The following is a 23,399-nucleotide window of genomic DNA, read 5'->3' on the forward strand; positions in this document are numbered from 1 at the left end:
GCGTGGTCCCCGGCTTCGCCGGCGCGGTGGGACATGCCGTGCAGGAGGCCGGGACCGGTGGCCTGGTGCACGCCTCCGTGCACTGGACCCCGCTCGGTGTCCTGCTCGGCCTCGCCTCGACCGCGCTGGCGCTCGCCCTCGCGGCCGTGGCCGTCACCCGGCCGCGGCTCATCGCCGCGCCGGACCGGGCGCTGCCGCTGCGGCGCCTGCAGTCCGGGCACCTCGGGGACTACGTCGCGTGGTTCCTGGTGGGCACCACGCTGCTGGGCGCGCTCGTCCTGCCCGGGATCCTCGGAGGCTGATCAGCTCCCGTACGAGACCCGCACCTCCTTGAAGCCCAGGGACCGCAGCAGGCCTTCGAGCATGCCGGTGGTGTTCGACTCGGCGCGTGCGGTCAGCTCGCTCTCCTTCGCCGCGTCGCCGATGTGCCGTACGGCGAGTTTCTGCACGGCCTGTTCGCCGTTGGGGTTGTCCGAGAAGAGGTCGCCGAGCCGGTCGAAGAGACCGCGCTGCTTGGAGACGGCGTAGGAGCGGTCGGGGTCGAGGGCCGGCTTGCCCAGTTGCGCGTGGGGCAGCCGGAGCGTGGCGGACGTGCGGTCGCCGTTGACGCGCACGTCGTTCTCACCGACCTTGCCCAGGTCGACATAGGAGTCGACGGTGCCCGCACCGACGTACAGGGTGCGGGTGCCGCGGATCGCGTCGGGCAGGAACCTGGCGTCCTTCTCCAGGTCCACGACGACCTGGAAGTTGCCGGAGGCGGCGTCGTAACGGCTGATGTCCTGGATGGACTTCAGCAGCGCGGGTCCGGACCGGTCGTGGGTGTCGGTGCCGAACAGGTCCTTCAGGCCCGGGATCACGCTCAGCCGGATCCCGGCGAAGAACACGACGAGCACGAGCACGAGCGCGGCCAGCACCTTGGCCCAGCCGGGCATGCGCCTGGGGAGGCGCTTGACGGGAGTCGTCATGCGACGGCCCTCCTTCCTACTGACCGGATGCCCGCCAGATGCCCCGCCAGACCGGCCTGTTGAGAACGGGACGACGCGGGCGGATGCACGGAAGGCGCACGCGGACACGGCGGGGCCGGCGGCCGCGGCCGGGCGTCACAGCGAGCCGGAGGTCGCCTCCGGCTGTTCCAGCGCCGCGTCCAGCGTCGGCTGCGGGGGCAGCAGCCGGGACAGGCCGGTGATCCGCAGGACGCGCAGCGTCAGCGGGTGGGCGCAGACGAGGAGCAGATGCCCGTCGCGGTCGAGCACCCGGCTCCTGGCCCGGTACAGCAGCCGCAGGCCCGAGCAGTCGAAGAACTCGATCCCGCTGAGGTCGATCACGACCCGGGCGGCGGGGCGGTCGGTCTCCCGGTCCAGGTGCGGGGCGATCTCCGAGGCCGCGGCGAGGTCGATCTCGCCACAGAACTCCAGCACCGTGTGCCCCCGTTCCTGGCGGACGCGCAGATGCCGGGTGAGCGGTGCAGGTTCCTGCCGCACGAAGAGATCACCTCCAGCCTGCTCCGTGCGTGGGAAGGGGGCGCGGTCCTCAAAACCGTTCCCTGCCCCGCAAGTTACCCCCCAACGGGTGAATTTCAGCATGTTCGATTGACATATGTCTTTGAATTGCGGCCGAGTTGGCCGAGGTTCGCGCCGGGATGTGCGCCGGGGTGCGCGCGGGAGTGGGTGTGGGCGTGCTGCCGGGCGCGTGCCCCGGGTTACGAGAGGGCGTGCCAGGCCGTGGTGAGGGCCTGCCGGAACTGCTCGGTCTGGTGTGCCGTGAGGTCGCGCACCATCCGCTCCTCCAGCTCCCGGACGGGCCCGGCGTACCGGGCCAGCAGTTCCCGGCCGTCGTCGGTGAGCAGGATCAGCAGCTCGCGGCGGTTGCGGGGATTGCGCTCCCGGCGCACCAGCCCGCGGCCCTCCAGGGAGCGGACGAGGTCCGCGATGGACTGGGCGGTGACGAAGGAGTCGCGGGCCAGCTGGGCCGCCGACAGTCCGTCGTGCCGCTCCAGGACGGTCAGCGCCGTGTACTGGAGCGCCGTGATCCCCGAGGGCCGGACCAGCTCGTCCAGGTGGGAGCGCACGACGAGCTCCACCTGCTTGACCATGTAGAGCAGCGAGGGGGACGCCTTGGTCACCTGTGTGTCGAGCATGGAAGCAGGCTAGAGCATTGACAGGAAACCTGTCTGTGCAGAGACTGCGAACCAACAGGAATCCTGTTTGTTGAAAACTTGGCGACGATGCTGAGGAGCGGCGATGACCACCTTCGAGAGGGAACCCGGGCAGCTGTTCGTCGGGGGACAGTGGCGCGAGGCCGCCGACGGGGCGCGCACCGAGGTGGTCGATCCGTCCCGGGGCAGGGTCGTCACCACCGTCGCCGAGGCGGGGCCGGCCGACGTCGACGCGGCCGTACGCGCCGCTCGCGAGGCCTTCGACGACGGCGCCTGGTCCGGCCTGAGCGGCCGCGAGCGGGGCCGGGCGCTGCACCGCGTCGCCCGGCTGATCCGGGAGAACGCCGACGAGCTCGCCGCCCTGGAGAGCCTCGACGTCGGAAAGCCGATCACGCTGTGCGGCGCGGTCGACGTGACCAACGCGGCCAACGACTACGAGTACTTCGCGAACCTCGCCCAGAGCCAGGACGGCGCCCTGCGCGACACCCCCCTCAACGCCCTCGCCTACACCAGGCGCGAGCCCCTCGGCGTGGTCGCCGCGATCACCCCGTTCAACTTCCCGCTGATCCTCGCCGGTTCCAAGCTCGGCCCCGCGCTCGCGGCCGGCAACACCGTCGTCCACAAGCCCGCCGACGAGACCCCACTCAGTGCCCTGTACATGGCCCGGCTCCTCCAGGAGGCGGGCGTACCCGACGGCGTGGTCAACGTTGTGACGGGAAGCGGGCCGGTGGCCGGGGAGGCGCTGCTGCGCCACCGGGGTGTCGACAAGATCGCCTTCACCGGCTCCACCGCGATCGGCCGGCACGTGGCGAGCGTCGCGGGCGAGGCCCTCAAGCCCGTCACCATGGAACTCGGCGGGAACGCGGCCCGCATCGTCTTCGAGGACGCCGACCTGGAGAAGGCCGTCGGCGCGGTGATCAAGGGCTTCGTCTTCAACACCGGCCAGTTCTGCATGGGCGGCCCGCGCCTGCTGGTGGCCCGCTCGGCCTACCCCACGCTGCTCGGCATCCTCGCCGAGGCCGTGCCCGGCGTACCGGTCGGCGACCCGCGCGACCCGGCCACCGTCATCGGCCCGATGGCGGCCGAGAAGCACCTGAAGAAGGTCGAGGAGTACGTCGCCCTGGCCCGCAAGGAGGGCGCCCGAATCGTCTGCGGCGGCGAGCGGCTCGACCTGGACGGCGGCTACTACTACAAGCCCACCGTCATCGCCGACCTGTCGAACGACTCCCGGGTCGTCCAGGAGGAGATCTTCGGCCCGGTCCTCACCGTGCAGCCCTTCGACGACGAGGACGAGGCCGTCGCCCTCGCCAACTCCACGCCCTACGGCCTGGCCTCGGGTGTCCAGACCGGCAACCTCGCCCGCGCACACCGGGTCGCCGACCGCCTCCAGGCCGGCATCGTCTGGGTCAACGACTGGGCGATGCTCGATCCCGCGGTGCCCTTCGGCGGGGTGAAGGACTCCGGCTACGGCCGCGAGTACGGGCCCGAGGCCCTCGACGGTTACACCAAGGTCAAGTCCGTCGTCGTCTCGCTCGACTGAGCCACCGTCAAGGAGCTTCTGCGATGCCCACCACCACCCGTGCCGCGGTTGTCGAGTCCGGCGGCGCGCCCTTCACCCTCTCCGACATCGTCCTCGACGAACCCGGCCCGCACGAGGCGCTGGTCCGCATGGTCGCCACCGGCCTGTGCCACACCGACCTGGGCGTGGCGAGCGGCGGACTGCCCTTCCCACTGCCCGGGGTCCTCGGCCACGAGGGCGCGGGCGTCGTCGAGGCCGTCGGCTCCGCCGTCACCGGCGTCGCGCCCGGCGACCACGTCCTGCTCTCCTTCACCTCCTGCGGCGACTGCCGCAACTGCCGCGGCGGGCACCCGGCCTACTGCGCCACCTGGCTGCCGCTGAACCTGCTCGGCGGCGGCCGCGCCGACGGATCCAGCACGATCAGCCGGGACGGCGAGGCCCTGGGCGGTCACTTCTTCGGCCAGTCCTCCTTCGCCGAGCGGGCGCTGGCCGACGAGCGCAGCCTGGTCAAGGTCGGCCCGGAGGTGCCGCTGGAGTCGATCGCCCCGCTGGGCTGCGGAGTGCAGACCGGCGTGGGGGCCGTGTGGAACGTCCTGAAGCCGGACACGGGCAGCACGGTCGTCGTCCTCGGCGCGGGGGCGGTCGGACTGTCGGCCGTGATGGCGGCGGCCCTCACGCCGGCCACCAGGATCGTCGCCGTCGACCGGGTCGCCGAACGCCTCTGTCTGGCGGCGGAGCTGGGCGCCACGCACACCGTCGACACCAGCCGGACGGACCTCGCCGAAGCCCTCACCGGCATCACGGGCGGCCAGGGCGCGGACGGGGTCGTGGAGAGCACGGGCAACGTCGGTGTCCTGCGCCAGGGCGTCGACGCGCTCGCCGCCCGCGGCACCCTGGTCGTCGTCGGCGCACCGCCCTTCGGCACCGAGGTGGCCCTGGACGTCAACGGCCTCCTCGGCGGCAAGCGGATCGTCGGACTGACCCTCGGCGACAGCGAGACGCAGACGATGATCCCGGCCCTGGTCCGCCTGGTGCAGGAGGGCCGCCTGCCGCTGCACCGCCTGATCAGCACGTACCCCTTCGGGGACATCGACCGGGCGGTCCAGGACATGCGGTCGGGCAAGGCGATCAAGCCGGTGCTGACGTTCTGACACCAAGCTCTCGGTGTTGCCGCTGGGGTCGGGTGGGTGCGCGTCCCGACGTGGGGTGCCGCTGCGCCCACCCGTGCCGAACTTGGCGGCACGATGGCCCGCAGCTCAGCGAGGGGTGTCCGCCCGCGGCGGTCGGCGCGTCGACAAAGGCCGCTTACTCAGTCGTTCAGCAGCACCAGCTTCCCCGTCGTCCGGCCGGTCTCGCCCGAGGCGTGGGCCTGCGCTGCGGCGGTCAGGGGGAAGGTCCCGGCGATCGTGGCACGCAGCTTCCCCGCCTCGGCGAGCTCCGCGATCGCCTCCATGCCCGCACGATCGGCGTCGACCAGCATCCGGACCGCCCGTACACCCAGCCGCTCGGCCTCCTGGTAGAAGTCGTCCTTGCCGCCCGGCAGGATCGACACCGCGACACCGCCCGGGCGCAGCACGCGCAGCGAGCGCAGCGCGTTGTCGCCGCCGATGGTGTCCAGCACGACGTCGACGTCCTTCACGGCCTCGGTGAAGTCCGTCTCGCGGTAGTCGATCGTCTCGTCGACGCCGATCCCGCGCAGGAACTCGTGCTTGCCCGCGCTCGCCGTGCCGATCACGTAGGCGCCGCGCTCCTTGGCGATCTGCACCGCCACATGCCCGACCCCGCCCGCCGCGGCGTGGACCAGCACCCGCTGCCCGGGGCGGACGTCCGCGTGCTCGGTCAGCGCCTGCCACGCGGTCAGCGAGACCAGCGGCAGCGCGCCCGCCTGGGTGTGGTCGATCCCGGCCGGCTTGCGCACCAGGGCCCGTACCGGAGCGATGACGTACTCGGCGTGCGAGCCGTGCCCGAAGGGATACGGCAGCATGCCGAACACCTCGTCACCGGGCGCGAACGCCGCGACACCGATCCCGACCGCCGCCACCACCCCGGAGACGTCCCAGCCCAGGACGAAGGGCGGTTCGCCGAGGAAGCCGCCCGTGGCGCGGTGCTTCCAGTCGGTCGGGTTGACCCCGGCGGCCCGCACCCGGACCAGTACCTCGTTCGGCCGCGGCTGCGGGCGCTCGATCTCCACTTCCTTGAGGACCTCGGGGCCGCCAAGGACGTCCTGGCTGATGGCTCGCATCGTGTGCTGTGTGGTCATGGTGTCCCAGCGTGCCCGTCCGGGCACCGGCCGCCAATGGCAAGATTGCCAACCTTCGATAGAATCGTGCCATGCGGCGTGAACGAGTGGTGGTCCTGGCCCTGGACGGTGTGTACCCCTTCGAGCTGGGTATCCCCAGCCGGATCCTCGGGGCCGCCGACGGCCGTTACGAGGTCCTGACGTGCTCCGTCGACGGCCGCCCGGTACGCACGAACGCGGACTTCGGTGTCACCGTGGAGCACGGCCCCGAGGCCCTGGCCACGGCCGGCACCGTGGTGATCGCGCCCGTCGCGCCCGCCCACCTCACCGACGAGGTCCCCGGCGACGTCCTTGCCGCGCTCGCGCGCATCCGCCCCGGGACCCGCATCGTATCCATCTGCACCGGCGCCTTCGTCCTCGCCGCCGCCGGACTCCTCGACGGGCGCCGGGCGACCACCCACTGGCAGGTCGCCGACCGGTTCCGCCGCACGTTCCCGCACGTCGACCTCGATCCGGACGTGCTGTTCGTCGACGACCACCCGTTCCTCACCTCCGCCGGGGCCGCCTCCGGCGTCGACGTCTGCCTGCACCTCGTCCGCAAGGACCACGGCAGCCGGCTCGCCAACACCGTCGCCCGCCGCTGCGTGGTCCCGCCGTTCCGGGACGGCGGCCAGGCCCAGTACATCGAACAGCCCGTCCCCGAACAGGGCGCCGCGAGTACCGCGGCCACCCGCGCCTGGGTCCTGGAACGCCTCGGCGAACCGCTCACCCTGGCCGACCTCGCCTCTCACGCCCGGATGAGCCGGCGCACCTTCGCCCGCCGCTTCAACGACGAGGTGGGCCTCAGCCCCGGCCGCTGGCTGATCCAGCAGCGGGTCGCCCGGGCCCGCCATCTGCTGGAGTCCAGCGACCTCACCGTCGACCAGATCGCCGGCCGGGTCGGCTTCGCGACCGGCGCCTCATTGCGTCAGCACCTGACCGCGGCGATCGGGGTCTCCCCGCAGGCCTACCGCCGCACGTTCCAGACCGCCCGCTGACCTGCCGCCCGGCCAACTCCTCAGCCCAGCAAAGACATTTGTCGACCCGTTACTTTCTGTCGGAGCGTGATGGAACCCTCACCTCCGGCAGGTGGCGAGGTTGATCCTTTCGGGTCCAAACCCGATAGGGTTCCGATCGGCGCTGCGAGTTGACGCGATCGCGTCCGGTCGACTCGCGGTGCGTACTCATGAGTGCGGTTCACACCCCCCCGTTCGATCGTGTTGCTTCGAAGGATGCAGATGGAACTCGCCACTCCGCCCCCGGCGGCGCGGGCCCCTGTCGCCTGGTACAGCTGGTGGTTGATGCCGCTGGGCTTGGGCGGCGGGACCGTTGCCGCCACGTTCATGAGCTCGGACCGAATAACCACGGCCGTCGCCGGTGTCGCGGCGACCGCGGCCGGCGCCGTGTGCGTACGCCTGTTGCTGCGTACCCGGGCCCAACTGCACCGGACGGAGGGCACGTTCCGCTCCACGCAGGCCGAGCACAACCAGCAGTGGCAGCAGCATGTGGCGGGCCTGGAACGGAAGTTCTCCGCCGACCGCGCCACCCTGGAGTCCCAGCTCACCGAGCAGAGCGCGGCCTACGAGCGGCGCCTCGCCGAGCAGAGCGCCTCGTACGAGACGCAGCTCGCCGACACGTCCCGCGCCTATGAGGAACGGCTGACCGAGCAGGCCACCTCCTACGAGGCCCAGCTCGCCGACCAGGCCCAGGTCTGGCAGGAGCAGCTGTCCCACCAGCTCGCCGCCGTCACCCGGCTCGCCGACGAGCAACTGCCCGACGCGATGGCCAAACTGCGCTCCGGCGAGGCCATCGACGACGTCCTGCCCACGGTCAACCAGTGCGCGAAGGTCGGTGCCGACCTCCAGGCCGAACTGCGCAAGCTGCTGCGCACCGCCCTGATCGGCCTCGAGGCGGAGTTCGACCGCTCGACCACCGCCGAGCAGGCCGTCATCAGCATCGGCAACCGTATCCACGTCCTGACCAGCAAGCTGCGCGGTCGTCTGCACGAGATGCAGGGCGAGCACGGCAGGCTGCCGGCCGTCGCCCGCGGTCTGATGGAGCTCGACCAGGAGCTCGGCCCCGCCGACTCCCTCGCCGCGAGCATCGGCGTGCTCGGCGGCTCGGACCGCCCGGGACGCCAGTGGCAGGAGCCGCAGCGGCTGCTCAGCGTGGTGCGCGGCGGCATCGGCCGGATCAAGGACTTCCACCGCGTCCAGGTGCGCCACCTGCCCGAACTTGGCGTCGACGGCGGCCTCGTGGACCACCTCACGCTGATCTTCTCCCACCTCCTGGACAACGCGGCCCGCTACTCGCCGCCCACCGAACCGGTGCTCATCTCCGGCAAGGAGGTCCCCAACGGCGTCGGCATCGAGATCCAGGACTCCGGCAAGGGCCTGAGCGAGGAGAAGAAGCGCGAGGCCGAACACGCCCTCGCGGGCACCGCGCCCGGCGCGGGCCTCGGCGGCATCACCGAGGACGCCAGCATCGGCCTGCGTGTCGTCGGCGCCCTCGCCCGCCGCTACGGCATCCGCGTCACCTTCGCGGACTCGCCCTGGCTCGGTACCTCCGTGGTGATCGTGGTTCCGCACAAGTACTTCAGCCCGCTGCCCGCGCCCGCCGCCACCACCCCGGCCGCGCCCGCCCCGGAGGCTCGCACCACGGCGGCCGCCCCGGCCCCCCGGGAGACGGCCACCGCACCGGCACCGGCCGCACCCGCCGCAGCCGTGGAGACCACACCCGGCGGACTGCCCCGGCGCCGCAGCAAGCGGAACGAGGCGGCCGAACCCCGGCCGGCCGAGCGGACCGACCGGAGCACCGTCTCCGCCGTCCCGCCGGACGCCTCCTTCTCCGGTCTCGCCGCCTTCGCCACCGCCGGACGCGATGCCGCGGAGGCCTCCCGGGAGGACGACGACCGCGACACCCCCGCCGGACGTGAGTCCACCGAGCACCGCACCGAAGAGAGCGACTAGTCCTCATGACGCAACAAGGAACAGATGTGAGCTGGGCGCTCCGCGATCTCGTCGAGAGCATCCAGGAGATCCGCTTCGCCCTCGTGGCCTCCAGCGACGGCAAGGCCATCACCTCCTACGGCGCCGAAGACCCCGACGACGTCGACCGCTTCGCCGCCGTGGTGGCCGGCCTGCAGGCCCTGGCCCAGCCGGTCGCCGAGCAGTTCCCCAAGTACGCCGGCCAGCTGCGCCTGGCGATGATCGAGGTCGACGGCGGGCACCTCTTCGTCGTCCGCGCGGGTGTGGAGACGTACCTCGGTGTCCTCGCCAGAGAGGGCCTCGACCAGGGCCTGCTCGGGCATCAGATGCGGGACCTGGCCCGCAGGATGGGTGAGCTCCTCGGCACCACTCCGCGCCTGGAGGAGCACTCTGGATGAGTGCTCCCCGCAAACCGTCGGACCCGTCCGGTCTCGAGCGCTACTACGTCCTCACCGGAGGACGCAGCGGACCGGGCGGTTCGGCGTCGAGCCTCGACGTGGCGACCCTCGTCCTCGCCCGTGCCGCCCCGTTACCGGGAATGCAGCACGAGCACGAGGAGATCCTCAGGCGCTGCCGCGATCCGCTGTCGGTCGCCGAACTCGGCGCTCACCTCGGGCTGCCCTTCAACATTCTCGCGGTGCTGCTGTCGGACCTGCTGGACGCAGGTCGCGTCGAAGCCCGCAATCCCATTCCGGCACACGACGCCGCCGGCCGCGGGCCCGACCTCGCGCTCCTTGAGGAGGTACTCAGTGGACTTGAAAGGCTTTGACCAACCCGGAGGGCGGGCGGCCGGGGACACCCGCTCGGTGAAGGTGATGATCGCCGGAGGGTTCGGCACCGGGAAGACCACGATGGTCCGGTCGGTCAGCGACATCAAGCCGCTCACCACCGAGGAGACCCTCACCCAGGCCAGCGCCGACGTCGACCGTCTCATCGGCGTCGGCGACAAGACGCAGACCACCGTCAGCCTGGACTTCGGCAAGATCGGCATCAACGAGAGCCTGGTGCTCTACCTGTTCGGCACGCCCGGCCAGGAGCGGTTCTGGTTCCTGTGGAACGGGCTGTTCAAGGGGGCGCTCGGCGCGATCGTCCTGGTGGACACGCGCCGTCTGGAGTCCAGTTTCCGGGCGATCGAGGAGATGGAGCGGCAGGAGGTGCCCTTCGTCGTCGCCCTGAACGTCTTCCCCGACTCCAGCAACTACCCGGTCGAGGAGATCCGGGACGCCCTGGACATCCCCGAACACACCCCGGTCATAGCCTTCGACGCCCGCGACCGAGCCTCCAGCCGTGACGTCCTGGTCGCCCTGATCCACCACCTCAAGGAACGCTCGGCCGTGGCCCTGGAGCCCCGATGAACGATCAGCCCGAAAGTCCCCTCCAGGCTCCGCGCGGCTGCCCCGTCGCGCACCACGCCGCCGAACTGACCCGGCTCTACGGGCCGGAGGCGGCGACCGACCCGGGGGGCATCTACGAACGGCTGCGCAAGGAGCACGGCTCGGTCGCGCCCGTGCTGCTGGAGGGCGACGTGCCCGCCTGGCTGGTCCTCGGCTACCGCGACACGCGGCGCGTGCTCGACAACCCTCGCCAGTTCAGCAGGGACGCCCGCATCTGGCGGGACTGGACGCAGGGGCGTGTGGAGGAGTCCTCGCCCCTGATCCCGATGCTGGGCTGGCGGCCGGACTGCGTGTCCCAGGACGGTGAACCGCACCGCAGGCTGCGGTCCGCCGTCACCGACGGACTCCAGGCCGCCGCGGTCCGGGGCATCCGGCGCCACGCGACCCACTTCGCGAACAAGCAGATCGACGCGTTCGCGGCCACCGGACGCGCGGACCTCGTGACGGACTACGCCGAGTACCTGCCGATGCTGGTGCTCTCCCGCATCCTCGGGCTCCCCGAGGCGGAGGGCCGGGACCTGGTCGAGTCCTGCGCCCAGGTCCTCAAGGGCGGTGAGGACGCCCTCGCGCACAACGACCGCATCGTGGCGATCCTCGGCGCACTCGCCGAGCGCAAGCGGACCGAACCCGGCGGTGACTTCACCACCGCCCTGCTGGGGCACGCTGCCGGTCTCGACGAGGAGGAGGTGGTCAGCCATCTGCGCCTCGTGCTGATCGCCGCGCACACCACGACCAGCAACCTGCTGGCCCGGGTCCTCCAGCTGATCCTCACCGACACCGCCCGGCTCTCGGGACTGATCAGCGGGCAGCTGAACATCTCGGGAGTGGTGGAGGAAGTCATGTGGAACAGCCCTCCGCTGGCCGTGCTGCCGGGCCGGTTCGCCGCCGGCGACCTGGAGCTCGGCGGCCACCAGATCCAGGAGGGCGACCTGCTGGTGCTGGGCCTCGCGGCGGGCAACGTCGACCCCGAGATCCGTCCGGACACCGGCGTCTCGGTCCAGGGCAACCAGGCCCACCTGGCGTTCAGTTCCGGACCGCACGAGTGCCCCGGGCAGGGGATCGGCCAGTCCATCATCGAGATCGCCGTGGACGTCCTGCTGCACCGGCTGCCGGGTCTGACCCTGGCCGTGCCCCCGGACGAGCTGACCTCGACCGCCTCCACCTGGGAGTCCAGGCTGGACAGCCTGCCGGTCGAGTTCCCCGCGTAGCCGTACGACGGGGGTGCCCGGCCGGGCCGGGGCCGGGCACCCCCGTCGGTCAGACCGTCAGCAGGTCGTCCACCGAGCCCCGCCCGGCGAGCTCGGCCGTGGCCACGGCGCCCTCCTTCGCCGCCGCGTAGCGGCCACTGGTCAGCGCCCACTCGTAGTTGCCGTTGATCCAGTGCTGGATCGCCTCCACGCCCAGCCGCACCCCGTCCCGCTGCGCCTCGTCGAGGCGGAGTTCGTCGCACATCTGCGGGACGCGCTCCTGGAGTTCGAGGTACTCGTCGAGACGGGCGATGGTCATGCGGTACGCCTCGTCGGTGGCCTCCTGCCACGAGCAGCCCCGCTCCCGGCGCAGCACGGCGATGAGGTTGTGGCCGTCGCCTCGGCGCTTCTCCCGTTCGAAGGAGTGGATGTCGTTCATGAACCCGATGGTGTCGGCGGCCAGGTCACGCATCCGCTCCATCACCGGATGCGCCATCGCCTGAGCGGGGACCTCGAAGCCGCGGCTGCGCTCGCCCGCGTCGATGCTGTGGTGGATGCCGACCGTGCGGCGGCGGAACTCGGTGAACTCGACCAGGCCCAGCGTCCCCTCCAGCCCCCGGGCGGCCAGGTCGACCTCCTCGCAGTGCGCCTCCAGGAACCGCCCCCAGGAGGCCGCGAAGCGCGACTGCCATGTCAAGGACATGCCATGCGAGAGATGTTTCCACACCTCCGTCCAGGCGAGGGTGATCGGGCAGGCCACCCGGGGAGGGGTTCCGGCCGGCCGCAGGGGAGTGACGATCAGCTCCCGCGCGACCTCGGCTATCCGGTCGGCGCGGTCGGGCCGGCTGGCATCGAACTGGTCGTCGAAGAGGAAGGCCAGGGAGAACCAGTTCATCAGGACGACCATGTCGTCCGCCGACGCGTGGGGGTAGGTGCGGGCGGCGGCCTGGGGCAGATCCCAGGACCTGTACTCCTCGAACCCCTCCCGGCTGTGGACCAGGCGCATCTCCCACACCCAGCGCAGATGGCGTGCCCGGGCGGACTCCAGGTGCTTGCTGACGGGGGTCTCGAAGGGCAGGTCGAACCGGACGTCCTGAGGCATGTGCTTCCTTTCGGGAGACGGACCGCAGAGCCCCCGTCCCTGCGAACGAACTGTGTCGGAACCGCCCGCACAGTCGAACTTGGCTTCGCAGTACGAACCTTGAACCGAGAAGCGGTACGAGACTGCCCAAGGCGGGAATAAGCCATTCCGTGACGCTGCCGTGATCTCCGTTACTGCAGAAAGCGCTTGAGCTGCGTATGCTCCCTCCTCCCTCACCCGGCATCGGCCCGCCCGTCACGCCTCCGCGGCCCCGGAACGCCACACTGGAGCACGTCCGCTGACGACGCTTCAGGAGGTTCACCGACGATGACGTCCGCACCCGTACGCAGCGCTGAGCAGCGCAAGAAGGACACCCTGCACCGCCTGGACCACGACGTGGACGCCTGGGTCGCCACGGCCGACGGCGCGTCGGGGACGCCGTACCTCGTCCCGCTGTCCTTCCTCTGGAACGGCTCGTATCTGCTGTTCGCCACTCCCGCGTCGAGTCCCACCGGGCGGAATCTGGCCGCGAGCGGCCGGGCCCGCGTCGGAATCGGGCCGACCCGTGACGTCGTCCTCGTCGAGGGCGACGTCGAGACCGTCCAGCCAGGCGAGCTGACCGAGCAGGACGCCGAACTTTTCGCCGCCAAGACCGGGTTCGACCCCCGCCGGCTGTCCACGCCCTACCTCTACTTCCGCGTCGTGCCGCGGCGGATGCAGGCCTGGCGGGAGGCCGACGAGCTGGACGGCCGCGAACTCATGCGCGACGGACGGTGGTTGACGGCCGACTGAATTCGCCCGGCCGGGATATCCGCAAGGTACAGGGCCGCAGGGCACCACCGCCCCGCGGCCGGGATCCTGCGGAGGAGACATGGCCCTGGTGAATGCGGGTGTCCTGGTGCTCGACTGTGCCGAGCCCGAGAAACTCGCCGTGTTCTACAAGGAACTGCTGGAAGGGGAGGAGGCGGACGCGACCGCCAACCGGGTGGAGATCAGGACCGCCGACGGCTTCCGCATCGCACTGCGCAGGGACGTCAACGCGACCCCGCCCAGCTGGCCCCGCCCGGAGAACTCGCTCCAGGCGCATCTGGAGTTCGTGGTGGACGACCTCGACGCGGTGGAACGCCGGGTCGTCAGCCTCGGCGGACGGCCCCTGGAGGCGAAGGACGCCTCGGGCCCCTGGGAGGAGCGCGGCTACGCCGACCCGGCCGGCCACTCCTTCACGCTGCGCCGCATCCCACCGACCGCGCCCAAGCAGGGCTGACGGCGACGGCGGCCCGGTTGCCGGACATGCTCCAATGATCTCCGTAGGGGCAACGAGAGCAGCCTGGACGCCGTCGACCGGGACATTTTGTTTCACCTGCGCCAGGACGGCCGACTGTGGAACGTCGAGCCGGCCAAGCGGGTGGGCCTGACAGGCTCAGCGGACTGCCCGCCGTCCTGCGTCTCGAGTCCCACCTCACCATGAAGACGATCAAGGTGGACGGCTGAGCGGGCCCCTGTGACGAGGCCGGTCCCGCCCGGCGGTGCCTGCCGGCCGGGCGGGACCGGGGCGTCGTCAGTCGCGGCCGCCCTTGTCGCCGGCCGGCCACGTACCCGTCGAGCGCTCGATGGCCTTGGCGCCCGCGCGGTCCACGGCGCTGCGCACCACGGCGAAGATGGCGCCCTGGACCGCGGCGGCCAGCAGGATCTCCCCCCAGCCGCGGTCCTGGTCCAGGGCGTCGGGGGCGTCCTCCTCGTGCCGGATCGCCATCCATGTCTTGCGGAAGGCGAGTCCGGCCAGCCAGCCGCTCGACCAGCCCAGCACGAACCCGAGGGGCTGGTAGGCGAGGGGCAGTTTCTTCTTCTTGGCCACGTGGATCTCCTAGGTCGGTGAGAGGGGTGCCTCGCGGTGGTCAGGGTGTGCCCGCGGCCGGGATCCGCCCCTCGGGGCGGACCGGCCCGGGTGGGGTGCCGTCGCCGAACGGCCGGCCGCCCAGCTCCTCGCGGTGGTGCGGGGTCAGCCAGCCGGACAGGTCCGGTCCCAGGGGCACGACGCGGGTCGGGTTGATGCCCGTGTGCACCTGGTAGTAGTGCCGCTTGATGTGGTCGAAGTCGACGGTGTCGCCGAAGCCGGGCGTCTGGTACAGGTCACGGACGTACCCCCACAGCACCCGGTTCTCCGCCAGCTTCCAGCGGTTGCACTTGAAGTGGCCGTGGTAGACCGCGTCGAAGCGGACCAGTGTGGTGAACAGCCGGATGTCCGCCTCGGTGATGGTGTCGCCGACGAGGTACCGCTGCCGTTCCAGCCGCTTCGCGAGCAGCTCCAGCTGCCGGAACACGCCCGCGCAGGCGGCCTCGTACTCCTCCTGCTCGGTGGCGAAACCCGCTCGGTACACGCCGTTGTTGACGTCCTCGTAGACGTCGGCCATCACCTCGTCGATCTCGTCGCGGTGCTTGGGCGGGTACAGATCGGGCGCCCCGTCCCGGTGCAGGGCCGTCCACTCGGTCGCGAGATCGAGTGTCAGCTGCTGGTAGTCGTTGGTCACCAGCTTCCCGCTGGGCACGTCCACGATCGCCGGGACGCTGACACCACCCGGATAGTCCTTCTCCCGCCGGTCGTAGGCCTCCGCCAGATAGCGGATCCCCAGGACCGGGTCGCGGCCGTCCTCGTCCAGCGTGAAGCGCCAGCTGCGGTCGTCCTGGATCGGGTCGGCGACGGCCAGGGACAGCGCGTCCTCCAGGCCGAGCAGCCGCCGGGAGACCAGCGACCGGCTCGCCCACGGGCAGGCGCGGCTGGCGACCAGACGGTAGCGGCCGGCCTCCACCGGCCAGCCGTCCCGGCCGTCCGCCGTGATCCGGTCCGTGAAATGCGCCTTGGACCGCTTGAACGCCCTCCTTCCGTAGGCACTGTTGCCGTCGTCGCCGTCGTCGCGGCTCATGGGTGTGACCTCCTTGCCGTACGTGTGCCCTGGTGAACGCGTTCCCCGTTTTGCGCGGACGGCACGGTGTGAGCACCGCCGACCGGGGCAATCGGCGGGGGTGACTGAAGAAGGATCTGACCGCAGGACACGCGTCACCGTGCTGGTGGCCCTCGCAGCCAACCTGGTGATCGCGGTCGCCAAGGCCGTCGGCGGACTGCTCGCGGGTTCACCCGCGCTGCTGTCGGAGGCGGCCCATTCGGTGGCCGACAGCCTGAACGAGGTGTTTCTGCTGGCCGCCCTACGGCGCAGCCGGCGCCCCGCGGACCGGCGTCATCCCTTCGGCTACGGCAAGGAGCGCTTCTTCTGGTCGCTCCTCGCGGCCGTCGGGATCTTCGTCATGGGCGGCTGCTTCTCGTTCTTCCAGGGCTTCGAAGCCCTGGCCAGCGGAGCGGAGGAGGAGCTGAGCGGCTATGTGGCCGGCCTGATCGTGCTCGGCATCGCCCTCCTCGCGGAGGGCGCGTCCTTGTTGCGCGCGCTGTACCAGGTGCGCCGGCAGGGCGGCACGGGTGCCGGAATGCGGGATCCGGCCCTGCGCACGGTCGTCGCCGAGGACGGCACGGCGGTGCTCGGCGTCTCGCTGGCCATCGTGGGCATGGCGCTGCACATGGTCACCGGCCAGGTGGTGTGGGAGGCGGCGGCCTCCCTCGCGATCGGCGGGCTGCTGGTCTACGTCGCGTTCCGGCTGGGCCGTGACGCGCGGGACCAGCTGATCGGTGAGGCGGCCGACCCGGAGGCGAGCGGGCGGATCCGGTCGCTGCTGCGGGCACAGCCCGAGATCGACAGCGTGGAGGCGCTCTTCACGATGAAGACGGGGCTCGACTCGGCCCTTGTGGCCGCCCGTGTGGACCTGGTGCCCGGCCTGGACAGCGAGCGGGTCGAGGAGGTCGCCGTCCGCATCAAGAACTCCATCGCCCGTATGGTCCCCGAGGCGGACCAGATCTTCCTCGACGTCACCGACCGCCCCGCGCGCGAGGCAGCGGAAAGCCCCGCCGCGACGGGGGAGCGCGGCGGGGCCTGACCCTCGCGTGCCCCACCGCCGGCGGTTCATGCACCCTCGGCGAGAAAAAATTTCCGACCGGGCCCACCACTGCCCGGGAGACCGGCGCACCGGCCTCCCGGGCAGCCCTGGCCCGCCGGTGTCACCCGCCTTCGGCGGGCTCCAGAACGAACACCGGGATCTCCCGGTTCGTCTTCTTCTGGTAGTCGGCGTACGGCGGATACGCCGCGACGGCGCGTTCCCACCACTCCGACTTCTCCTGGCCCGTGATCTCACGGGCGGTCATGTCCTGCTTGACCGGGCCGTCCTGGAGCTCCACCTGCGGGTGGGCCTTGAGATTGAAGTACCAGACGGGGTGCTGGGGCGCACCGCCGAGGGAGGCGACCGCGGCGTAGCGTCCTTCGTGTTCCACCCGCATCACCGGTGTCTTGCGCAGCTTGCCGCTCTTGGCACCCCGAGAGGTCAGCAGCACCACCGGCATCTTCGAGCCCTGGAGGGTCGTCCCCTCCGTACCACCGGAGCTCTCGTACAGCTCCACCTGCCTGCGCACCCACTGCGTCGGGCTGGGCTCGTACTCGCCCTCGAGAGGCATGGCATCCGTCCCATCGTCGCGTCCAGAACTGACTGACACCCAGTTCAACACCGGTACGCCCGGAAATCATCCGGCCGCGCACCTCACCCCGGCACCACCACCATCCGCACGGCAAGCGCCGTCATCACCCCACTCGCCACCAGCGCCGTCGCCAGCCGCCCCCCACGGCCGGTCAGCGCCCGGCCCAGCAGAGCACCGCTCCCGGCCAGCAGCACCTGCCAGCTCGCGGACGCGGCGAAGGCCGCCACGACGAACACACCCTGTTCCAGGGCACCGGCCGGGCCCGCGGCCCGCGAGCCGAGCACCAGCGCGGCGAAGTAGATCACGGTGGTGGGGTTGAGCAGCGTGACGCCGAGCAGCCCGAGGTAGGCCCGGGCGGGACCCGGGGGAGCGGGGGCCCTGCGGGTGGCGAGCCGGTGGCCGCGGTACTCGCGCAGCGCGCCGGCCGCACCCCACGCCGCCAGCCCGAGCAGCACCAGCACACAGACCCAGCGCAACGGTCCGAGCACCGGCCGCAGCGCCCCGGCCAGGGCCGTCCCCCCGAGTGTGGCCGCGAGGGCGTACAGCCCGTCGGCGGTGGCGACGCCGAGCGCGGCACAGACACCGGTGCGCAGGGACGTACGGGCGGTGAGGGAGACGAGGTAGGTCCCGACCGCGCCGACCGGGACGGCGATGCCGTACCCGGCGAGCAGCCCCGCCACGAGCGCGGCCGTCATACGCGTGGCGGCGTCGGCCCTCCACGGCGGCCGGGCTGCTGCTGTCGGCGCGCGACGGGAGCGGCGGCGGACAGCGGCAGGAGAGCATCGAACGTAGGCATGGCTGGATCCTGGGGGCGCCCCGCCGCATCGGCAACCGGATTTCGCCCCCGCTCCGGCGCACCCGCCCCGAGCCGCCGCCCGCCCCTCCCGGGAAGTCGGCCGCTCACCCCTGCCGTTCGAACGGGAAGACGGCGCTCCTCGGCCAACCTGCACGCCACCACCAATGTGGCCGAACTTCGCGTCGCCCCTTAGGTGCCTGGGGCATCTAATGAAGATCGGCACGACGCACACTTCGTCTGCGAGGTCTTCATGACGGACACGACCGCACCCGTGGCCTTCCCCCAGAGCCGGACCTGCCCCTACCACCCGCCCGCCGCCTACGAGCCGCTGCGCACCGAGCGCCCCCTGACGCGCATCTCCCTCTTCGACGGCCGCGAGGTCTGGCTGGTCAGCGGGCACGCCACGGCCCGCGCACTACTCGCCGACCCGCGCCTGTCCTCCAACCGCGACCGGCCGGGCTTCCCTTCCCCCACCGCCAGATTCGCCGGGGTCCGCAACCGCAGGACGGCCCTGCTGGGTGTCGACGACCCCGAGCACCGCGTCCAGCGGCGGATGGTCGTCGGGGACTTCACCCTCAAGCGCGCCGCCGAACTCCGTCCCCGCATCCAGCAGATCGTGGACGAACGGCTCGACGCGATGATCGCCCAGGGCCCGCCCGCCGACCTGGTGAGCGCCTTCGCACTGCCCGTGCCGTCCATGGTGATCTGCGCCCTGCTCGGCGTCCCGTACAGCGACCACGACTTCTTCGAGGCCCAGTCGCGACGGCTGCTGCGCGGCCCGGAGACCGCCGACGTGCTGGACGCCCGGGACCGGCTGGAGGAGTACTTCGGCGAACTGATCGACCGCAAGCGCGAGGAGCCCGGCACCGGCCTGCTGGACGACCTGGTCCAGCGGCAGCTGAGCGACGGGGCACTGGACCGCGAGGGCCTGATCGCCATGGCGCTCATCCTGCTGGTCGCGGGCCACGAGACGACCGCCAACATGATCTCGCTCGGCACGTTCACCCTGCTCCAGCACCCCGATCGGCTCGCCGAGCTGCGCGCCGACCCGGGACTGGTGCCGGCCGCGGTCGAGGAACTGATGCGGATGCTGTCGATCGCGGACGGCCTGCTCCGCCTCGCCCTCGAGGACATCGACGTGGCCGGGACGACGATCCGCAAGGGCGACGGCGTGGTGTTCGCGACGTCCGTCATCAACCGCGACGAGACGGTCTACCCCGATCCGGACACGCTCGACTTCAACCGCTCCGCCCGGCACCACGTCGCGTTCGGCTTCGGCATCCACCAGTGCCTCGGGCAGAACCTGGCCCGCGCCGAGATGGAGATCGCCCTGCACACCCTCTTCGACCGGCTCCCCACCCTGCGCCTGGCCGCCCCGGCCGAGGAGATTCCCTTCAAGCCGGGCGACACGATCCAGGGGATGCTGGAACTCCCCGTGACTTGGTAAGAGGCTTCCTCCCATGGACATCGACATCGACAAGGACGTCTGCATCGGCGCGGGTCAGTGCGCCCTGACCGCGCCGGACGTGTTCACCCAGGACGACGACGGCATCAGCGCCCTGCTGCCGGGCCGGGAGGACGGCGGCGGCAGCCCGCTGGTGCGGGAGGCGGCCCGGGCCTGCCCGGTGAGCGCCATCACCGTGTCGGAGACCGTGAGCTGACGCGACTTCACGTCCGGCGGGCCCAGAGGAGTCGCTAGGGTTTCCGGGATGACCGAACAGGCCGCCCGGAAACCCTTCCTCTACGTCGTCGTCTGTGCCGCCGGCATCGCCGCTGACGTCAGCAAACTGATCACCGCCGCGCAGGAGCGGGACTGGGAGACCGGGGTCATCGCGACGCCCGTCGCCATGAACGGTTTCTTCGACACCGCGGCGGTCGAAGCCCTGACGGGCCGTCCGATCCGGTCCGCCTGGCGTACCCCGGCCGAGCCGCGGCCTTTCCCGGCGCCCGACGCCGTGGTCGTCGCGCCCGCCACCTTCAACACCGTCAACAAGTGGGCGGCGGGCATCGCCGACACCCTCGCCCTGGGCACCCTCTGCGAGGCCGCGGGCCTCGGAGTGCCGATCGCCGTCCTGCCCTGCGTGGCCGACGCGCTGGCCGCCCACCCCGCCTACCGGGACAGCCTCGAACGGCTGCGGGACATGGGCGTGCGGTTCGGTGAGCCGTACACCGGAGAGCCGGGAGACGACGGCGCACGCCCGGAGTTCGGCTGGGAACGGGCACTGGACCTGCTCGAACGCGGCTGACGCCCGGCCGGGCCGGGCCTGCCTTCGAGCGCACACGAGCACGTACGCTCCCACTGGAAACCCTCCCGAAGGCAGGAGCAGCAACGATGCAGTACGTGAAGCTCGGTTCGACGGGCCTGGACGTCTCGCGGATCTGTCTGGGGTGCATGACCTACGGCCTGCCGGACCGGGGCCGGCACGAGTGGACCCTCACCGAGGAGGCCTCGCGTCCGCTGATCCGCCAGGCGGTCGAGGCGGGCATCAACTTCTTCGACACGGCGAACGTCTACTCCGACGGCACCAGCGAGGAGATCGTCGGCCGGGCCCTGCGCGACTTCGCCCGCCGCGACGACATCGTGCTCGCGACGAAGGTGCACGGCCGGATGCGTCCCGGACCGAACGGCGGCGGACTGTCCCGCAAGGCGATCCTCACCGAGCTCGACCAGAGCCTGACCCGCCTCGGCACCGACTACGTCGACCTCTACCAGATCCACCGCTTCGACCCGCACACCCCGGTCGAGGAGACGATGGAGGCCCTGCACGACGTCGTCAAGGCGGGCAAGGTCCGCTACATCGGGGCCAGTTCCATGTACGCCTGGCAGTTCTCCAAGGCCCAGTACACCGCCCGCCTGAACGGCTGGACCCGCTTCGTCTCCATGCAGAACCACTACAACCTCATCTACCGCGAGGAGGAGCGCGAGATGCTCCCCCTCTGCGCGGACCAGGGCGTCGGCGTGCTGCCCTGGAGCCCGCTCGCACGCGGCCGCCTCACCCGCGACTGGGACACCACGACCGAGCGCAGCGCCACCGACACCTTCGGCAGCAACCTGTACCAGGAGGGCGACCGCACCATCGTCGAGGCGGTCACCCGCATCGCCACCGACCGTGCCGTCCCCCGCGCCCAGGTGGCCCTGGCCTGGCTGCTCCACCAGTCCACGGTGACAGCCCCGGTCATCGGAGCCTCCAAGCCCCGGCATCTGGAGGACGCGGTGGCAGCCGTGGAACTCCGGCTCAGCGACAAGGAGCTGGAGGAACTGGAGAGCCCTTACACGGCACACTCTGTCGCGGGTCACTGAACGCCTTCAGGGGGCGCGGGGATCAGCCACGACGCGCCCGCGGACAACAGATCAATGGGGCCCCTGCGGCGCGAACTCCGTCCCGCAGGGCCCCGCCCCCTCACTCTCCGGCAGGGCCACCCGCACCCCGTTCATCGTCAACGTCCGGTAGAACCGCCCGATCCGCTCGGCCGACCGCCCCACGTAGTGCCCGATGAACGACCGCCGGAACCGGTCGCCGGAACGGTTCGGCTGCGACCCGTGCACCAGGCTGCCGTTGAAGAACAGGACGTCCCCCGGCTCCATGTCCACCGGCACCGGGGCCAGACCCGGCGGCGGCGGAACGTACTCCCGGGCGAAGGACACCCCCGCGTCCGCCTCCTCCGGACAGAACACGTCCATCCGGTGCGTGCCCGGCACGACCTCCAGCCCGCCGTTCTCCCGGTCGATCACGTCGCAGGCCAGCCACGCGGCCACGCAGGTGCCCGGCTCCACCCGCAGATAGAAGTTGTCCTGGTGCAACGCCTGGCCCCGGGCCCCCGGCGGCTTGAAGTAGAACATGCTCTGCGCGGCCAGGGCCTCCTCCCCGAGGAGCGCCTCCACAACCGCGCGCAGCCGGGCGTCCAGCAGGACGTCGCGGGCGAGAGCGTTGATCTCGTGCGGATGCATCACCCGCGGCCACACGTGCAGCGGGTCGGCGTCCGGGCCGGACGCGCGGGGCTCGAAGTGTCCCGGGACCCGGCCGCCCGCGCGCAGCGCCGCGAACTCGCCGCACAGCCGCTCGGCCTCGTCGGTCCCGAAGAGCCCGCGGACGACCGTGAAACCGTCCTCCTCGAACCCCTCCCGGTACCGGCGGAGCACCGCGGGGTCCAGGATGGGAGCGCCGGCGGCGCCATTGCCCGTGACTGTCATCAGCGCACTCCTCGGTCAGGTGTGTTGCCGGTACGACACGCTAAAGCCGTGCAGTGGTCGAGGGGGATGCCCGTGCGTGCTGACGGATTGCCCGGCACTGCCGGGCCCGAGGACGCCGGGGCGCCCGCCCCGCCGCCCGGCCTGGTGGTGACCGGCCACTTCGACCAGCCTCCCGGCTATGCAGTGGGCCGGCCCCGCGGATCGGCGAGCTGGCTCTTCACCTGGACCGTGTCGGGCGGGGGACGGCTGTGGCAGGGCGGAGCGCAGACCTCGGCCGGCGCGGGCCATCTGGTGGTGCTCGCCCCGGGCACGTCGCACGGTTACTCGACCCGGCCCGGCGACCGGCACTGGCGGCTCTGGTGGGCGCACTGCCAGGCCCGCACGTCGTGGGCGGCGTGGCTGCGCCCGTACCACGCCGGCGACGGGATGTACGTGGTCACGTCCGCCCCGGCCGAGGTGCACGGCCGCGTCGAGACGGCGTTCCGGCGGATGCACGCCGACGCCCGCTGGAGCGGGACCGGGGCGCCACCCGACGCGGGGTCCCCGGACGGGCAGATCGCCGTCGCGCACGGCAGCGCGGCCCGCGAACTGGCCCTGTGCGCACTGGAGGAGGTGGTCCTGCTCACCACCGCCGGTGCCCGCCCCGCCGCACCCCGTCCCGGCCTCGACCCACGGATCCGCCGGGCCCAGGAGCTGATCGACGCCGACCCGGGCGCCGCGCACACCGTCCGCTCGCTCGCCGAGGGCGTCGCCCTGTCGCCGTCCCGCTTCGCCCACCTGTTCAGCCGGCAACTCGGCCGGTCGCCCATGCGCGCCCTGCGCGAGGCACGGCTGCGCCACGCGGCCCGGCTGCTGGAGGGCACCGACCTGGCCGTGGAACGCGTGGCCGCGGCCTCCGGGTTCGCCAGCCCGTTCCACTTCAACCGCGTCTTCCGCGAGCGCTACGGCACACCGCCCGGCGCGTACCGCGCCGCCGTGCAGGGCAATGGTTTCCAGATCGCGTCGAGAACGGGCGAAAACGTACCGCCAAAACCAATTGCACGGCACGGAAATCCCTTTCCGCTCACTGATTGACATTTTGTCAAAAGGCGTCGGCCGCGTACGTAAGGCACGAAACCGCAAGATCTCTTGTTCCCTGTCGCTGACCTGTGCAAAGGTGTGCCCTGTCGGCGTGCGGACGACACGCCTTTCTTTCGTGCGCGCGTGGCCGCTGTGCCGGCATACCCCTTGGTATGGA

27 protein-coding genes and 1 pseudogene are annotated in these 23,399 nt (G+C 71.6%); 18 read left to right on the forward strand and 10 right to left on the reverse strand.

Going from position 1 to position 23,399, the window contains the following annotated elements:
* Window positions 1-302, forward strand: a pseudogene (locus tag SSQG_RS35595) (complex I subunit 5 family protein); the annotation flags it as partial.
* Here SSQG_RS35595 and SSQG_RS35600 read toward each other — a convergent pair.
* From SSQG_RS35600 to SSQG_RS35610, 3 genes are all read right to left on the reverse strand, one after another.
* A complete protein-coding gene (locus SSQG_RS35600; protein WP_003994849.1) occupies window positions 303-965 on the reverse strand; it encodes a DUF4230 domain-containing protein in 663 nt (220 codons plus the stop codon).
* Window positions 966-1,100: 135 nt separating this feature from the next.
* Window positions 1,101-1,481, reverse strand: a complete 381-nt coding sequence (locus SSQG_RS35605) for an anti-sigma factor antagonist (RefSeq protein WP_039934353.1) — start codon at window positions 1,479-1,481, stop codon at window positions 1,101-1,103.
* 218 nt (window positions 1,482-1,699) lie between these two features.
* A complete protein-coding gene (locus SSQG_RS35610; protein WP_003994851.1) occupies window positions 1,700-2,137 on the reverse strand; it encodes a MarR family winged helix-turn-helix transcriptional regulator in 438 nt (145 codons plus the stop codon).
* A gap of 103 nt (window positions 2,138-2,240) precedes the next feature.
* Between SSQG_RS35610 and SSQG_RS35615 the strand changes: the two genes are divergently transcribed.
* Together SSQG_RS35615 and SSQG_RS35620 are read left to right on the forward strand one after the other, a co-directional pair.
* A complete protein-coding gene (locus tag SSQG_RS35615; protein WP_003994852.1) occupies window positions 2,241-3,695 on the forward strand; it encodes an aldehyde dehydrogenase family protein in 1,455 nt (484 codons plus the stop codon).
* A gap of 23 nt (window positions 3,696-3,718) precedes the next feature.
* Window positions 3,719-4,825, forward strand: coding sequence for an NAD(P)-dependent alcohol dehydrogenase (locus SSQG_RS35620; protein ID WP_003994853.1), 1,107 nt, complete (start codon window positions 3,719-3,721; stop codon window positions 4,823-4,825).
* Between the two features lie 158 nt (window positions 4,826-4,983).
* On the opposite strand, the gene SSQG_RS35625 is transcribed toward SSQG_RS35620, so the two are convergent.
* A complete protein-coding gene (locus tag SSQG_RS35625) occupies window positions 4,984-5,934 on the reverse strand; it encodes an NADP-dependent oxidoreductase (protein ID WP_003994854.1) in 951 nt (316 codons plus the stop codon).
* A gap of 71 nt (window positions 5,935-6,005) precedes the next feature.
* On the opposite strand from SSQG_RS35625, the gene SSQG_RS35630 reads away from it, so the two are divergent.
* The 6 genes from SSQG_RS35630 to SSQG_RS35655 all read left to right on the forward strand — a co-directional run bounded on the left by SSQG_RS35630 (window position 6,006) and on the right by SSQG_RS35655 (window position 11,541).
* The gene (locus SSQG_RS35630; RefSeq protein ID WP_003994855.1) at window positions 6,006-6,950 is read left to right on the forward strand and encodes a GlxA family transcriptional regulator; all 945 of its coding nucleotides are present in this window, start codon (window positions 6,006-6,008) and stop codon (window positions 6,948-6,950) included.
* Window positions 6,951-7,190: 240 nt separating this feature from the next.
* Window positions 7,191-8,921: an ATP-binding protein gene (locus tag SSQG_RS35635; protein ID WP_039934355.1), complete on the forward strand. Its 1,731-nt coding sequence runs from the start codon at window positions 7,191-7,193 to the stop codon at window positions 8,919-8,921.
* A 5-nt stretch (window positions 8,922-8,926) separates the two neighbouring features.
* Entirely contained in the window at window positions 8,927-9,337 is a 411-nt protein-coding gene (locus tag SSQG_RS35640) for a roadblock/LC7 domain-containing protein (RefSeq protein ID WP_003994857.1), read from the forward strand.
* Window positions 9,334-9,708 (forward strand): DUF742 domain-containing protein, encoded by a 375-nt coding sequence (locus SSQG_RS35645; RefSeq protein ID WP_003994858.1) that lies wholly within the window; start codon window positions 9,334-9,336, stop codon window positions 9,706-9,708. Before SSQG_RS35640 ends, SSQG_RS35645 begins: the two co-directional genes overlap by 4 nt.
* Complete coding sequence (locus SSQG_RS35650; RefSeq protein WP_039934359.1) at window positions 9,689-10,294, forward strand: GTP-binding protein; 606 nt, start codon at window positions 9,689-9,691, stop codon at window positions 10,292-10,294. The genes SSQG_RS35645 and SSQG_RS35650 overlap by 20 nt, the downstream gene beginning before the upstream one ends.
* Entirely contained in the window at window positions 10,291-11,541 is a 1,251-nt protein-coding gene (locus SSQG_RS35655; RefSeq protein WP_003994860.1) for a cytochrome P450, read from the forward strand. The genes SSQG_RS35650 and SSQG_RS35655 overlap by 4 nt, the downstream gene beginning before the upstream one ends.
* A gap of 49 nt (window positions 11,542-11,590) precedes the next feature.
* Here SSQG_RS35655 and SSQG_RS35660 read toward each other — a convergent pair whose 3' ends face one another.
* Window positions 11,591-12,622 (reverse strand): 7-epi-alpha-eudesmol synthase, encoded by a 1,032-nt coding sequence (locus SSQG_RS35660; protein ID WP_003994861.1) that lies wholly within the window; start codon window positions 12,620-12,622, stop codon window positions 11,591-11,593.
* 306 nt (window positions 12,623-12,928) lie between these two features.
* On the opposite strand from SSQG_RS35660, the gene SSQG_RS35665 reads away from it, so the two are divergent.
* The 3 genes from SSQG_RS35665 to SSQG_RS43270 all read left to right on the forward strand — a co-directional run bounded on the left by SSQG_RS35665 (window position 12,929) and on the right by SSQG_RS43270 (window position 14,069).
* The gene (locus SSQG_RS35665) at window positions 12,929-13,393 is read left to right on the forward strand and encodes a pyridoxamine 5'-phosphate oxidase family protein (RefSeq protein WP_003994862.1); all 465 of its coding nucleotides are present in this window, start codon (window positions 12,929-12,931) and stop codon (window positions 13,391-13,393) included.
* 79 nt (window positions 13,394-13,472) lie between these two features.
* On the forward strand, window positions 13,473-13,865 hold the full coding sequence (locus tag SSQG_RS35670) for a VOC family protein (RefSeq protein ID WP_003994863.1): 393 nt from the start codon (window positions 13,473-13,475) through the stop codon (window positions 13,863-13,865).
* Window positions 13,866-13,928: 63 nt separating this feature from the next.
* The gene (locus tag SSQG_RS43270) at window positions 13,929-14,069 is read left to right on the forward strand and encodes an AsnC family transcriptional regulator (protein ID WP_276327126.1); all 141 of its coding nucleotides are present in this window, start codon (window positions 13,929-13,931) and stop codon (window positions 14,067-14,069) included.
* A gap of 90 nt (window positions 14,070-14,159) precedes the next feature.
* On the opposite strand, the gene SSQG_RS35675 is transcribed toward SSQG_RS43270, so the two are convergent.
* Both SSQG_RS35675 and SSQG_RS35680 read right to left on the reverse strand, forming a co-directional pair.
* A complete protein-coding gene (locus SSQG_RS35675) occupies window positions 14,160-14,456 on the reverse strand; it encodes a DUF4235 domain-containing protein (RefSeq protein WP_003994864.1) in 297 nt (98 codons plus the stop codon).
* Window positions 14,457-14,496: 40 nt separating this feature from the next.
* Window positions 14,497-15,522: a glutathione S-transferase family protein gene (locus SSQG_RS35680; RefSeq protein WP_003994865.1), complete on the reverse strand. Its 1,026-nt coding sequence runs from the start codon at window positions 15,520-15,522 to the stop codon at window positions 14,497-14,499.
* A gap of 139 nt (window positions 15,523-15,661) precedes the next feature.
* On the opposite strand from SSQG_RS35680, the gene SSQG_RS35685 reads away from it, so the two are divergent.
* Window positions 15,662-16,582: a cation diffusion facilitator family transporter gene (locus tag SSQG_RS35685; RefSeq protein WP_039934362.1), complete on the forward strand. Its 921-nt coding sequence runs from the start codon at window positions 15,662-15,664 to the stop codon at window positions 16,580-16,582.
* 121 nt (window positions 16,583-16,703) lie between these two features.
* On the opposite strand, the gene SSQG_RS35690 is transcribed toward SSQG_RS35685, so the two are convergent.
* Window positions 16,704-17,153, reverse strand: coding sequence for a nitroreductase family deazaflavin-dependent oxidoreductase (locus SSQG_RS35690; RefSeq protein ID WP_003994867.1), 450 nt, complete (start codon window positions 17,151-17,153; stop codon window positions 16,704-16,706).
* A gap of 83 nt (window positions 17,154-17,236) precedes the next feature.
* The gene (locus SSQG_RS35695) at window positions 17,237-17,869 is read right to left on the reverse strand and encodes a LysE family transporter (RefSeq protein ID WP_003994868.1); all 633 of its coding nucleotides are present in this window, start codon (window positions 17,867-17,869) and stop codon (window positions 17,237-17,239) included.
* Between the two features lie 351 nt (window positions 17,870-18,220).
* Between SSQG_RS35695 and SSQG_RS35700 the strand changes: the two genes are divergently transcribed.
* From SSQG_RS35700 to SSQG_RS35715, 4 genes are all read left to right on the forward strand, one after another.
* A complete protein-coding gene (locus tag SSQG_RS35700; RefSeq protein WP_003994869.1) occupies window positions 18,221-19,417 on the forward strand; it encodes a cytochrome P450 in 1,197 nt (398 codons plus the stop codon).
* 13 nt (window positions 19,418-19,430) lie between these two features.
* Window positions 19,431-19,631 (forward strand): ferredoxin, encoded by a 201-nt coding sequence (locus SSQG_RS35705; RefSeq protein WP_003994870.1) that lies wholly within the window; start codon window positions 19,431-19,433, stop codon window positions 19,629-19,631.
* A 48-nt stretch (window positions 19,632-19,679) separates the two neighbouring features.
* A complete protein-coding gene (locus SSQG_RS35710) occupies window positions 19,680-20,216 on the forward strand; it encodes a flavoprotein (RefSeq protein ID WP_003994871.1) in 537 nt (178 codons plus the stop codon).
* Window positions 20,217-20,302: 86 nt separating this feature from the next.
* Complete coding sequence (locus SSQG_RS35715; protein ID WP_003994872.1) at window positions 20,303-21,271, forward strand: aldo/keto reductase; 969 nt, start codon at window positions 20,303-20,305, stop codon at window positions 21,269-21,271.
* 51 nt (window positions 21,272-21,322) lie between these two features.
* Here the strand turns inward: SSQG_RS35715 and SSQG_RS35720 are convergent, their stop codons facing one another.
* Window positions 21,323-22,162: a phytanoyl-CoA dioxygenase family protein gene (locus SSQG_RS35720; protein WP_003994873.1), complete on the reverse strand. Its 840-nt coding sequence runs from the start codon at window positions 22,160-22,162 to the stop codon at window positions 21,323-21,325.
* Between the two features lie 66 nt (window positions 22,163-22,228).
* Here SSQG_RS35720 and SSQG_RS35725 point away from each other — a divergent pair, with 66 nt between their 5' ends.
* Window positions 22,229-23,236 carry a helix-turn-helix domain-containing protein gene (locus SSQG_RS35725; protein WP_078506979.1) on the forward strand — a complete coding sequence of 336 codons (1,008 nt, stop codon included), beginning with the start codon at window positions 22,229-22,231 and terminating at the stop codon, window positions 23,234-23,236.
* The last annotated feature ends 163 nt before the right edge of the window (window positions 23,237-23,399 follow it).

This window comes from Streptomyces viridochromogenes DSM 40736 (genome assembly GCF_000158955.1).
In the GTDB taxonomy this organism is placed as follows: Bacteria; Actinomycetota; Actinomycetes; order Streptomycetales; family Streptomycetaceae; genus Streptomyces; species Streptomyces venetus.

What these genes read in the sequence shown, in the direction of transcription:
- SSQG_RS35695 (WP_003994868.1), bottom strand. Translation starts at nt 17,869, where the DNA reads ATGACGGCCGCGCTCGTGGCGGGGCTGCTCGCCGGGTACGGCATCGCC.
- SSQG_RS35680 (WP_003994865.1), bottom strand. Translation starts at nt 15,522, where the DNA reads ATGAGCCGCGACGACGGCGACGACGGCAACAGTGCCTACGGAAGGAGG.
- SSQG_RS35670 (WP_003994863.1), top strand. Translation starts at nt 13,473, where the DNA reads ATGGCCCTGGTGAATGCGGGTGTCCTGGTGCTCGACTGTGCCGAGCCC.
- SSQG_RS35645 (WP_003994858.1), top strand. Translation starts at nt 9,334, where the DNA reads ATGAGTGCTCCCCGCAAACCGTCGGACCCGTCCGGTCTCGAGCGCTAC.
- SSQG_RS35660 (WP_003994861.1), bottom strand. Translation starts at nt 12,622, where the DNA reads ATGCCTCAGGACGTCCGGTTCGACCTGCCCTTCGAGACCCCCGTCAGC.
- SSQG_RS35705 (WP_003994870.1), top strand. Translation starts at nt 19,431, where the DNA reads ATGGACATCGACATCGACAAGGACGTCTGCATCGGCGCGGGTCAGTGC.
- SSQG_RS35630 (WP_003994855.1), top strand. Translation starts at nt 6,006, where the DNA reads ATGCGGCGTGAACGAGTGGTGGTCCTGGCCCTGGACGGTGTGTACCCC.
- SSQG_RS35690 (WP_003994867.1), bottom strand. Translation starts at nt 17,153, where the DNA reads ATGCCTCTCGAGGGCGAGTACGAGCCCAGCCCGACGCAGTGGGTGCGC.
- SSQG_RS35715 (WP_003994872.1), top strand. Translation starts at nt 20,303, where the DNA reads ATGCAGTACGTGAAGCTCGGTTCGACGGGCCTGGACGTCTCGCGGATC.
- SSQG_RS35725 (WP_078506979.1), top strand. Translation starts at nt 22,229, where the DNA reads ATGCCCGTGCGTGCTGACGGATTGCCCGGCACTGCCGGGCCCGAGGAC.
- SSQG_RS35640 (WP_003994857.1), top strand. Translation starts at nt 8,927, where the DNA reads ATGACGCAACAAGGAACAGATGTGAGCTGGGCGCTCCGCGATCTCGTC.
- SSQG_RS35610 (WP_003994851.1), bottom strand. Translation starts at nt 2,137, where the DNA reads ATGCTCGACACACAGGTGACCAAGGCGTCCCCCTCGCTGCTCTACATG.
- SSQG_RS35600 (WP_003994849.1), bottom strand. Translation starts at nt 965, where the DNA reads ATGACGACTCCCGTCAAGCGCCTCCCCAGGCGCATGCCCGGCTGGGCC.
- SSQG_RS35625 (WP_003994854.1), bottom strand. Translation starts at nt 5,934, where the DNA reads ATGACCACACAGCACACGATGCGAGCCATCAGCCAGGACGTCCTTGGC.
- SSQG_RS35720 (WP_003994873.1), bottom strand. Translation starts at nt 22,162, where the DNA reads ATGACAGTCACGGGCAATGGCGCCGCCGGCGCTCCCATCCTGGACCCC.
- SSQG_RS35635 (WP_039934355.1), top strand. Translation starts at nt 7,191, where the DNA reads ATGGAACTCGCCACTCCGCCCCCGGCGGCGCGGGCCCCTGTCGCCTGG.
- SSQG_RS35700 (WP_003994869.1), top strand. Translation starts at nt 18,221, where the DNA reads ATGACGGACACGACCGCACCCGTGGCCTTCCCCCAGAGCCGGACCTGC.
- SSQG_RS35615 (WP_003994852.1), top strand. Translation starts at nt 2,241, where the DNA reads ATGACCACCTTCGAGAGGGAACCCGGGCAGCTGTTCGTCGGGGGACAG.
- SSQG_RS35710 (WP_003994871.1), top strand. Translation starts at nt 19,680, where the DNA reads ATGACCGAACAGGCCGCCCGGAAACCCTTCCTCTACGTCGTCGTCTGT.
- SSQG_RS35665 (WP_003994862.1), top strand. Translation starts at nt 12,929, where the DNA reads ATGACGTCCGCACCCGTACGCAGCGCTGAGCAGCGCAAGAAGGACACC.
- SSQG_RS35655 (WP_003994860.1), top strand. Translation starts at nt 10,291, where the DNA reads ATGAACGATCAGCCCGAAAGTCCCCTCCAGGCTCCGCGCGGCTGCCCC.
- SSQG_RS35620 (WP_003994853.1), top strand. Translation starts at nt 3,719, where the DNA reads ATGCCCACCACCACCCGTGCCGCGGTTGTCGAGTCCGGCGGCGCGCCC.